Raw genomic sequence first — 11,561 nt, forward strand, 5'->3', positions numbered from 1 at the left:
CAAAGTTTACTTTGCATTATGCCGGGCCACGCAAAACGACTAATGTAATTGAACATTTTTATTTAATGGAAACAAATACACAGGAAGCAAAAGAAACGATAAGCGTGTATGGAGCACGCGTTCACAATCTCAAAAATATAGACGTAGAAATACCCCGCGATTCGCTTGTAGTTATCACGGGTCTTAGTGGTAGCGGAAAGTCGTCATTGGCGTTCGATACTATCTTTGCAGAAGGACAACGTCGTTATATTGAAACATTTTCGGCATATGCACGTAATTTTCTGGGTGGTATGGAGCGTCCTGATGTGGATAAGATAACGGGGCTTAGTCCGGTTATCTCTATCGAACAAAAAACGACTAACCGTAATCCCCGTTCTACGGTAGGCACAACCACCGAGATATATGACTTCCTCCGTTTGCTGTATGCACGTGCAGGAGATGCTTATTCCTACCTTACCGGGGAGAAAATGGTGAAATATACCGAAGAGCAGATTCTGGAACTCATTATGGAGCGCTATATCGGGAAAAAGATATATTTGCTGGCTCCCGTAGTCCGGAACCGTAAAGGGCATTATAAAGAGCTGTTCGAGCAGATCAGTAAGAAAGGCTATCTTACAGTACGTGTAGACGGTGTGATACGGGAAATACTCCCGGGTATGCGTGTCGACAGGTACAAAATGCACAGTATAGAAGTGCTGATAGATAAGTTGCAGGTATCCAATAAATTTGCGGATAATCTGAAGGCCAGTTTGCGCACGGCGATGAAGCAGGGAGACGGGCTTATAATGATTCAGGATGTAGAAACCGGGGACGTACGCCATTTCAGTCGTCAGCTGATGTGTCCTACAACCGGATTGTCGTATAGTGAACCCGCACCTCATACATTTTCATTCAACTCGCCGCATGGAGCATGTCCCCGTTGTAAAGGGCTGGGAATAGTCAATCAGGTAGATATGGGGAAGATAGTACCCAAGCCGCAACTGAGTATTTATGCGGGTGGTATAGCCCCGCTTGGAAAATATAAAAATTCATTGTTTTTCTGGCAAATAGAAGCCATTTGTGAGAAACATGGAGTTTCTATCAAGACACCGATAAAGGATATACCACAAGAGGCGATGGATGATATCATGTTTGGTACTGACGAACGTTTACAGATTAAAAACGAATCGTTGGGAACATCGAATTATGTAGTAGCGTTCGAAGGTGTTACGAAGTATATTGAGATGCAGCAGGATAGCGACTCATCGGCATCGGCACAGAAATGGGCGGAGCAATTTATTAAAACGGATGTCTGCCCTGATTGTAACGGCCAGCGCCTGAATAAAGAAGCGCTTCATTACAAGATAAATGAAAAGAATATAGCCGAACTTGCAGAAATGGATATCCAACGGTTATATGAATGGATACAGGATATGGATGTGCATATCTCGGAGCGTCAGCAAGTAATAGCGCAGGAGATCAAGAAGGAAATTGTATCCCGTCTTTCGTTTCTGCTCGATGTGGGACTGAATTATCTTTCACTGAACAGGGCTTCGGTAACGCTGTCCGGTGGCGAAAGTCAGCGAATAAGGCTTGCCACGCAGATAGGTTCCCAGTTGGTAAATGTTCTTTACATATTGGATGAACCCAGTATCGGCCTGCATCAGCGGGATAATAACAGGCTCATAGATTCATTGAAGAAATTGCGTGATTCGGGCAACTCGGTGATAGTCGTAGAACACGATAAAGATATTATGCTCGATGCCGATTATGTGGTCGATCTTGGCCCCTATGCAGGGCGTCGCGGAGGTAAGGTCGTTTTTGCCGGAACCCCAAAAGAGATGCTAAGTGCAAGTACTATGACTGCTGATTACCTGAATGGTAAACTCAAAATAGAGATCCCGAAGAAAAGGCGAAAAGGTAACGGTAAGAAAATAACAATAAAAGGTGCGACAGGACATAATCTGAAAGATGTGTCAGTCACATTCCCGCTCAATACATTCATTTGTGTGACGGGAGTATCGGGTAGCGGTAAATCGAGCCTTATAAACGGAACGTTGCAACCGATATTGAGCCAGCACCTATACAAGTCATTAACCGACCCGTTGCCATATAAAACATTAGACGGAATTGACAATGTAGATAAAGTTATCAGCGTTGACCAGTCGCCTATCGGACGTACTCCGCGTTCCAATCCGGCAACCTATACAGGTGTATTTTCGGATATCCGTAACCTTTTTGTAGGTCTTCCCGAATCGAAGATCAGGGGGTATAAACCCGGACGCTTTTCTTTTAATGTGAAAGGCGGTCGGTGTGAAGTCTGCGGAGGAAACGGTTATAAGACTATCGGTATGAATTTCCTTCCGGACGTTTATGTGCAATGCGAAGAATGCCACGGGAAACGTTACAACAGGGAGACGTTGGAAGTCCGGTTTAAAGGTAAATCCATTGCAGATGTATTAGATATGACAATCAATATGGCTGTCGAGTTTTTTGAGAATGTACCTGTTATATTACATAAAGTGAAAGTGTTACAGGAGGTCGGTCTGGGCTATCTGAGACTCGGTCAGCCTTCCACGACTCTGTCCGGCGGGGAGTCGCAGCGCATCAAACTTGCATCCGAACTGGCAAGAATAGATACGGGAAATACTATATATATACTGGATGAGCCCACTACAGGGCTTCATTTCGAAGATATAAGAGTATTGCTCGGTGTGCTGAATAAGCTGGTAGACAGAGGGAATACAATCATCGTAATCGAACATAACCAGGATATTATAAAGAGTGCCGATTATATTATAGATATGGGTCCTGATGGGGGAATCGGAGGGGGAACTGTTGTCGCTGTCGGAAAACCGGAAGAGGTAATTAAAGAGAGAAATAGCTTTACGGCTGAATATCTAAGAGATGAGTTAAGTTAATTTGTTTGAAAAGATAATTTTTCAAAAAAATAGATATTATCTATTGCCAATGTGTAAAATTTACTATCTTTGTCGGGTGATAATAGAGAAACGGCAACTATAATATCTGAAGGTAGAAATGTAAAGAAAAATGAGGGTTTCCTCAGATTAATTGATAGATTCACTTACTACTTTGAACCGGAGAATATTACATTCTAATCTATAGTTTCCAAAATCTGTTTTTATTAGAAAGCATTAAAACAATAAGAATTGATGACATGTTGCTTATGGGTACACGTTGTCTTTATCTTAAGAAGATATAATCGAACACAGAGTTGGTTCCTGAAATTACGAATGAACCAAATATCAGGCTGCAATCAGCTCTATTGTGTAGTTTTGTAAAGTTTGTGTTAAGGTTGGGAAGTCTGCGAAGGTGATTTCGCGGACTTTCTGTTTTTATATGATTAACTAACTTTTAATTATTATTGAGTTGTTGAAAATACTTATAATATATAATTTCATAACTTACAACTTATTTTTACCTTTGTCCCCGAATTTAAAGGAAAAGGAATAAATTACTATGAGTCAGCTATCTTTATTGGAAAAACTTGATACTTTGGTTATGCGCTTCGAAGAAATAGGTAAGCTTATAACCGATCCCTCGGTTATTGCTGATATGAAGCGATATGTCAAGCTGAATAAAGAATACCGTGATTTGGAGAAAATAAGTATAGCCCGTAACGAGTATAAACAACTGTTGACTACAATAGAAGAAGCAAAGGATATTCTGGATTCGGAAAATGATGCCGAATTGCGGGAAATGGCTAAAGATGAACTCGAAACAGCCAATATACGTCTGCCGGAGCTGGAAGAGGAAATAAAATTACTGTTAGTCCCGGCAGATCCCGAGGATAGTAAAAATGCTATTGTAGAAATACGTGGAGGTACAGGCGGAGATGAAGCAGCTATTTTTGCCGGAGATCTTTACCGGATGTATATTAAATACTGTGAACTCAAAGGATGGAGAACGGAGATAACCAGCTTGACAGAAGGAACTTCGGGAGGGTATAAAGAAGTGATATTTACCGTTGCAGGCGAAGGTGTTTACGGGATATTGAAATACGAATCGGGTGTACATCGTGTACAACGTGTGCCCGCTACTGAGACACAAGGGCGAGTGCATACCTCGGCTGCTACAGTTGCCGTATTACCAGAGGCAGAGGAAGTAGATGTAGAAATAAATCCGGCCGATATAGAGATGCAGACAGCCAGATCGAGTGGAGCAGGAGGTCAGAATGTAAATAAAGTGGAAACGAAAGTACAATTGACTCATAAGCCTTCGGGTTTGGTCGTTGTCTGCCAGCAGGCTCGTTCCCAGCTGGCAAACAGGGAGTTGGCAATGCAGATGTTGAGGACAAAATTGTATGATATAGAATTGTCTAAATATCAGGCCGAAATAGCCTCAAAACGTAAGACGATGGTATCTACGGGTGACCGTTCAGCCAAAATCAGAACTTATAATTATCCGCAGGGAAGAGTTACGGATCACCGTATCAACCTTACGCTGTATAACTTGTCGGGTGTGATGGATGGCGAAATACAACCGATAATAGACCAGTTGATTATAGCAGAGAATACTGAAAGATTAAAAGAGAGTGAACTATGACAAAGCAAGAATTATTTGAAAATATTAAAAAGAAAAAATCCTTCTTGTGTGTAGGATTGGATACTGACATAAAAAAGATACCATCTCATCTTTTAGAAGAGGAAGATCCTATATATGCTTTTAACAAGGCGATTATAGACGCCACAGCTAAATATTGTGTGGCCTATAAACCCAATACTGCTTTTTATGAAAGCTACGGGGTGAAGGGTATTATTGCTTTGGAGAAAACAATAGAATATATACGGATCAAGTATCCGGATCAGTTTATCATACTAGATGCCAAGCGGGGTGATATAGGTAATACTTCTGAAATGTATGCCGTATCGGCATTTGAACACTTGAAAGCTGGTGCCGTAACGGTAGCTCCTTATATGGGAGAAGATAGTGTGAAGCCATTTGTAAAGTATCCGAAGAAATGGGTTATTCTTTTGGCGCTTACCTCCAATAAGGGTTCGGCAGACTTTCAGTTAACCGAAGATAAAGCAGGAGAACGTTTGTTTGAGAAAGTATTGAGGAAATCTCAGGAGTGGGCTACCGATGAACAACTTATGTATGTGGTAGGGGCTACACAAGGTGAAATGTTTGCCGATATCCGGAAGATTGTGCCTTATCATTTTCTTTTAGTACCCGGAGTAGGGGCACAAGGAGGTAGTTTGGCCGAAGTGGTGAAATATGGGATGAATTCGCAATGCGGACTGTTGGTTAATTCATCACGTGCGATTATCTATGCTGATAATACACGTGAGTTTGCTTTTGCCGCGACAGCAGAAGCAAAGAAAGTACAGGTAGAGATGGCCGGGTATCTGGAAAAGATTATTTGAGAACGTATATCTGAAGATATGAAGCCTCGTAAAATTCATTTTACGAGGCTTATTTTATTTTAGTGTATATTTTTCTGTAAATTGTAAGATGATATATTGTATGAAAAAATTATGAAAACTGAACTTTTTGTTGTAAACTTGCGTTATCCTAAATATAAACTTTTAAAACAAAACAAAATGGGAAAATTTGAAATCAAGAAGAGAAAAAGTGGAGAATACCAGTTTGATCTTAAAGCTAGTAACGGACAAGTAATACTTACAAGCGAAGGCTATACAACTAAGGAAAATTGTAAAAACGGAATTGAATCTGTAAAGAAAAACAGTCAGGTAGATGCCCGCTTTGATAAGCTGGAAGCAAAGAACGGGAAACCGTACTTCAACCTGAAGGCAACTAACGGACAAATTATCGGTACAAGTGAAATGTATGAAAGTGTAGCCAGCCGTGACAATGGTATTGCTTCTGTAAAGAAAAACGCTCCCGAAGCTGAAGTCGTAGACCTGACAGTTGAAAAATAAAGAATAATATTTATTATATGTAGATGAAGGCCTGTTTTACAGGCTTTCGTTTTTTTCTATTAAAATAGAAGAATGAAAAGCGGGAATAGATAAGAATCTATCTCCCGCTTTTCTCGTCGTGTTTTTATAGTATAATGTAATCTCTGATATTTTTATTCGTCTTCACTGTAAGCAAATTCTCCATGTTGGGAAATATCAAGTCCCACAGCTTCTTCTTCTTTGGATACCCTAAGTCCGATTGTTTTGTTAACGATGAAGAACAGGATGAATGTAAGTACTGCACTGTAAACGACTGATGCTCCGGTAGCCACTACTTGTATCCAGAGTTGGTTCCAGTCACCGTATAAAGCACCCTGTACACCTTCTGCTCCGGTAATTGCCTGTGTGGCAAATACACCTGTAAGGATTGATCCTACGATACCGCCTACTCCATGTACACCAAATGCATCCAGAGAGTCGTCGTATTTCAGTTTTGGTTTCATATAAGCAACCATGAAGAAACATACCAGTGCAGAGATGCCTCCTATGGCGAATGCTCCTAATACATCAACTGTTCCTGCTGCTGGAGTTATTGCCACCAGTCCGGCTACTGCCCCGGTACAGAAGCCTACGATAGTAGGTTTTTTATACAAGAACCATTCCAGTGACATCCATACTACTGCTGCCACACAGGTAGCCAGATGTGTTACAAGGAAAGCATTCGCTGCAAGTCCGTCAGCTGCAAGCCCGCTGCCAGCATTGAAACCGAACCAGCCCAACCATAGTAATGCTGTACCGATGAACACGAATGGTATATTATGAGGGGTAAATGGATGACCTATTGTTCTGTACCCTTTACGACGTCCCAGCATAACAGCCATTACCAAGGCTGAGATACCGGCATTGATATGTACGACAGTACCTCCGGCAAAATCAATGGCACCCATCTCCTGAAGCCATCCGCCTCCCCATACCCAGTGTGCCATAGGGTTGTAGACTATGATAGACCAAAGTATGATGAACACGACATAACCCGAAAATTTGATTCTTTCGGCAAATGCACCAATGATAAGCGCAGGGGTAATAACTGCAAACATACACTGGAACAATGCAAACAGTATTTCGGGGATGTTTCCGGCTGTGAGGGTGTCGAGGGTGAGACTGCACAGAAATACTTTATCCCATCCTCCGATTATTGCCCCTAAGGCGTTATCAGACTCCATAAAACTTGTACCGAATACCCAACTGTATCCGAAAGCTATCCATAATATACTGATAACGCCTGTTATAAAGAGACATTGCATTATGACACTCAATACGTTCTTCTGACGTACCAGTCCTCCGTAGAACAGAGCCAGACCCGGTACTGTCATCATCAGTACCAGTACGGTGGCGACTATCATCCATGCCGTATTTCCTGAATCCAGTGTTGCAGGGGCTTCTTCTGTTACTTTTTCTACAATGGTAGTTGCTGCCACCTGTAAAGAATCTGTACTTGTGGCCAGGGAATCTTGTGCTATTACGGCTGTGGGGAGAGTCAGCGAAGCGAACAGCAATATAGTTATATATTTAAATAATCTTCGTTTCATATTTTCTTGTTTTTACCTTAATTAAATTTTATAACCAAATCTTTATTTATCTTCATCTTTATCGTACAACGACTCGTCGCCGTGGTCACCTGTGCGTATGCGTATCGATTGCTCGATACTGGAAACGAAAATTCGTCCGTCACCGCTTTCTCCCGTATATGCCGCTTTTAGTATGGCGTCTATTGACTTTTCTACATTGATATTTCTTACTACGAATGAAATATATATACGGTCTATAGCATTCACGTCATATGCTATTCCCCTGAATATTAATCCTTGACGGGCACTACCCTGTCCTTTTACATCCCACCACGACAAGAAGTCTATATCTGCTTCGTGCAATGCAGCGCGGACTTCATTAAATTTTGATTTGCGGATAATCGCTTCGATTTTTTTCATTTTAAATAATAATTATAGAGTGATTTTTACTTACTTGATGGATATTCCGAATACAAAGTGTATGTCTTCCATTGCCGGATTAGCTATTATATTGGCAAATACGGGTAGAGAGAATGAATCTGTTATTTTTATACTTTTGGATGCATTCAACATAACGGAGGTAACTTTAAATCCTTTGGAAGTGCCGAGAGTCGTATTTTCCCAAGGGGTGAATCCTGTGGATATGCCCATGTCTACACCTTTGACTGAAAAAGGGTATGCTAGTTCCACATAGGTGGAGTAACTGTTATCCCCATTTTCTTTTTTATTTCCTCTTCCCAGAAAGAAAGTATTCCATGTCACGCTCAGAGGAAAGGATTCGGGTAGCGTGTAGCCTACTGTCGCTTCCAGCATATGCCCTCCGTTTCCTTCTGCCGGATAACTGAAATAGCGGTAAGCTCCTTCGCCATCCCACCAATAGTCCGTTACGGCAAGTTTTAGTCCGCTGGTTTCATAGGCTGCTGTGAAATCGACTTCTTTTGTGCCTTCATTGCTGGTAAAATCAGTTGAACCCCATGCACTTAAAGAGAAACCTCCAACGCTTGCACTCAGGCTGGGTTGTATGCTGGCTCCGGCTGTCTTCACTCCACGCCATACATATGAACTTACAATGTCTGCTCCTAAATCAACATCGATCTTTGATTGGGCATCGATCTGGGCCGTCGATAATAAGCCTGATAAAACGATAACTAAGTAAACTTTTTTCTTTAAAGTTGAAATTTTCATAATCAAAAATATTTAAAGATGTTAAAAATGTCTTTTTATTCTCTTTTTGATTAGAAAAATGGTATTGGAGTATTCTTTTTGATGTTTATATCGGCAAAAGTATGTCAAAATATTTTAATGAGCAAATTTGAAGCATGTAAATTTGAAAAAAAGTTTTAATGACTGTTTTTGGTGTGTTATATTGTTTGTGTAATGGCGCTATTTATGCTTATTAGATACTGTTTGTCTCTATAATTAATCAAAATGATTATTGTATATTTTTGAGAACTCTTTATCTATATAGCGAAATAATTGTGTCGACTTATTCCGGATTCTTTGAAAAAGTGAAAGAAGTGATTGAAACAGGTACAGAGAGTAACGCATTCGAAAAAGAGGAAAACTGTTACCTTTGTTACCTTTTAACAAGTAGTAAGTTTTAAGTAATAAGCTGAAAAAATTGTATTTCTGTTTCCGGCTAACTGCTGACTGTTAATTGCATTGAATTACTTATATAAAAGAAAGATACAAAGTTGTTTGGCCATATCGGGCAGTTGCTTAGTCCACTGTTTTACAGGCAATGTTTTGATATATTCGTCTTTGCAGGTAATATTCATTGCTATACAAAGCTTCGTTGAAGGTGTGCAATGCTTGATTATGTCTTCTACCAGCTTTTGATTCCGGTATGGTGTCTCTATGAATATCTGGGTCTGGTGATCGTATTGTATAAAGTGTTCGAGTTGTTTTAGCTTCTTGATACGTTCCGCACCATCGACAGGCAAATACCCCTGAAAGGCGAAACTTTGGCCGTTGAAACCCGATGCCATCAGCGACAAGAGGATGGACGACGGGCCAACTAACGGCACCACTTTATAGCCCTTTCGCTGAGCAATAGCAACTATATCGTTCCCCGGGTCAGCTACTGCAGGGCAACCGGCTTCGGATATAATGCCGATATGAAAGCCATTGGTTATTGGTTGCAGGTAATTATCTATATGTTCGGGTTTGGTATGTTTGTTCAATTCATAGAAGGTGAGTTCGTCTATATTGATATTGCTATCCACCTTTTTCAAGAAACGGCGTGCCGAACGGATATTCTCAACAATGAAATATTTTATTTGCAATATTATTTCCTTGTTGTGTAGTGGCAATACCTGTTCTATGTCGGTTTCTCCTAATGTAACGGGGATAAGGTATAATGATGTTTGCATGCTTCTTATTGTTTTAGTTTATAGAGATAATACCTGTCACCTGTGGTAGTATATTCCGGCAGGATGATGACGAAACTTCTCTTATATTTGTTTATTTATCATTTGTTTGTATGATTTAGTCTTTTCGCTTGTATAGGAAATAAGTAGACTTTCCATTCTCTTCAAAGGTGCTTAAAAGCGTGTAATTTCTGTGAAGGACAGGCAAAGATATATAGTAATCGTAGCTGAAAGAAGCCTCTGATAATATGATGAATTGTACTTTTTTCTCTTCTATATATCTTGTCTGTTCGTCCCTCATTTCGGGGTAAATATTGTAAGGCAGATTGGGAGAGATAAAATATTTTACAGTCGGCATTATATTAGCTTTGGTAAAGATACCTGTTGTGGCATCAAGCCCCATGCACATGAGAGTAGGGTTCTTTTCTTTCGCTATTATGTTGTAGAACTTATAGAAAACACCATTGTCTTCTTCCTGTTGTCTGAAAATGACTTCTTTTGGTTTGCCGAAAAAGTCTTTGGTCATGATTCCGCAAGCAAGGGCTACGAGAGTAAAAAATAGGTAGAAATACCATCGGGCAGGTATCTTAATATACTTGCGCAGTATATCGAGGATAGCGATTAAGCCCGTTATACAGAAAATGTAATAGGGTATGGAATAGTAGAAAACATAATTGGCGGGCATGAATATAACTGTGTACAATGACGCAAATGACAGTGTCAGTCCCATCTTACCCCATATATTTCCTATATACCTGACAGGGAAGTATAGCGCACCGATGAGTATGATTATAAATTCGTAGTTGTCATATTTCAGGCGTTGGTAGAAGCGTACAATCAGGTTCTCCATGATGCGGGCGAAATCGCCGAGCTGCGCATATGTCCTGTTCAGTGTAATGTAAGTATCCCAGGCATGGGAGAGCGCTCCGTTTATCAGGAAATAGATAACGATAGGCAAGGTTACAATCAGTACCCCGGCTAGGAATGCAGCTATATTCCGGAGCAGGTTCTTATATTCTTTTTTTAGCAGTATATTGGTAAATACGGCCAGCAGGGGAAAGAACCAGAAGACGACCAGATTGAGCTTTATAAATAGCACAATGGTACACATAATACCATGTACAAGCATATGTGAGGGTTTGTGCAGAGCAGCGTCTTTATTCTTAAAGTATCTGATGAACAGGTAGAGACTGATGACGATAAATAACGTGATAAATTCTTCGGCCGAACCTCCTTCCGATGAATGCGAAAGCATCAGGACAGGGAAAAAGAGCGCGGTAATGAAGGCATATATTTTATCGAGGTATAATTTTCCTATAAGGTAGGCGGTAAATGTCATGCCCACCCATGCAAGGGATTCGATGAAGTACATGCCTATAAAAGAGTCTTCCGAAAAAAGGGAGCCGATACCATAAATGACGAAGATAAGCGGACCCTTGTGATCGAAGATATCAGTATATAGTGTCTGCCCGTGAAACATAGCTTTACCTATATTGAAATAGAGGTTTATATCCGACCAGTCATTGAACGGATACAATGGCGACATCAGCGAGCAGAAAAAGACAAGAAGGAAAGCGTATATGAATAGAACAATAAATATGTTCTTGTCATCAGATATCGTTTTCTTTATCATTATATATAAATTGAAATCAGAGGCAAAAATAGGAAAAATATTACTGACAGTGAATTGTTTTGCACATTCATTCGAGAATGTTACTTTCATGAATTATAAATTGTTCTAACTTTACAGCCTAAAAAAATAA

At 40.3% G+C, this 11,561-nt stretch carries 9 protein-coding genes; 4 read left to right on the forward strand and 5 right to left on the reverse strand.

The features are described 5' to 3' along the window. The first annotated feature begins 65 nt into the window (after positions 1-65). The 4 genes from uvrA to B3317_RS14095 all read left to right on the forward strand — a co-directional run bounded on the left by uvrA (position 66) and on the right by B3317_RS14095 (position 5,882). Entirely contained in the window at positions 66-2,900 is a 2,835-nt protein-coding gene (uvrA, locus tag B3317_RS14080) for an excinuclease ABC subunit UvrA (protein ID WP_291112695.1), read from the forward strand. A 559-nt stretch (positions 2,901-3,459) separates the two neighbouring features. Continuing rightward, complete coding sequence (gene prfA, locus B3317_RS14085; RefSeq protein ID WP_291112697.1) at positions 3,460-4,545, forward strand: peptide chain release factor 1; 1,086 nt, start codon at positions 3,460-3,462, stop codon at positions 4,543-4,545. Next, positions 4,542-5,366, forward strand: coding sequence for an orotidine-5'-phosphate decarboxylase (pyrF, locus tag B3317_RS14090; protein WP_291112699.1), 825 nt, complete (start codon positions 4,542-4,544; stop codon positions 5,364-5,366). The genes prfA and pyrF overlap by 4 nt, the downstream gene beginning before the upstream one ends. 177 nt (positions 5,367-5,543) lie before the next feature. Next, on the forward strand, positions 5,544-5,882 hold the full coding sequence (locus B3317_RS14095) for a YegP family protein (RefSeq protein ID WP_291112701.1): 339 nt from the start codon (positions 5,544-5,546) through the stop codon (positions 5,880-5,882). 152 nt (positions 5,883-6,034) lie between these two features. On the opposite strand, the gene B3317_RS14100 is transcribed toward B3317_RS14095, so the two are convergent. The 5 genes from B3317_RS14100 to B3317_RS14120 all read right to left on the reverse strand — a co-directional run bounded on the left by B3317_RS14100 (position 6,035) and on the right by B3317_RS14120 (position 11,521). Further along, positions 6,035-7,450, reverse strand: coding sequence for an ammonium transporter (locus tag B3317_RS14100; protein ID WP_291112703.1), 1,416 nt, complete (start codon positions 7,448-7,450; stop codon positions 6,035-6,037). 42 nt (positions 7,451-7,492) lie between these two features. Next, entirely contained in the window at positions 7,493-7,849 is a 357-nt protein-coding gene (locus B3317_RS14105; protein ID WP_291112705.1) for a P-II family nitrogen regulator, read from the reverse strand. A 30-nt stretch (positions 7,850-7,879) separates the two neighbouring features. Beyond that, positions 7,880-8,614 (reverse strand): hypothetical protein, encoded by a 735-nt coding sequence (locus tag B3317_RS14110; protein WP_291112707.1) that lies wholly within the window; start codon positions 8,612-8,614, stop codon positions 7,880-7,882. A 482-nt stretch (positions 8,615-9,096) separates the two neighbouring features. After that, positions 9,097-9,801: an SAM-dependent methyltransferase gene (locus B3317_RS14115; protein WP_291112709.1), complete on the reverse strand. Its 705-nt coding sequence runs from the start codon at positions 9,799-9,801 to the stop codon at positions 9,097-9,099. 115 nt (positions 9,802-9,916) lie between these two features. Continuing rightward, positions 9,917-11,521 carry an ArnT family glycosyltransferase gene (locus B3317_RS14120; protein ID WP_291112711.1) on the reverse strand — a complete coding sequence of 535 codons (1,605 nt, stop codon included), beginning with the start codon at positions 11,519-11,521 and terminating at the stop codon, positions 9,917-9,919. Positions 11,522-11,561 lie beyond the last annotated feature (40 nt).

The sequence above is a fragment of the Dysgonomonas sp. UBA7710 genome (genome assembly GCF_002482385.1).
GTDB lineage: Bacteria > Bacteroidota > Bacteroidia > Bacteroidales > Dysgonomonadaceae > Dysgonomonas.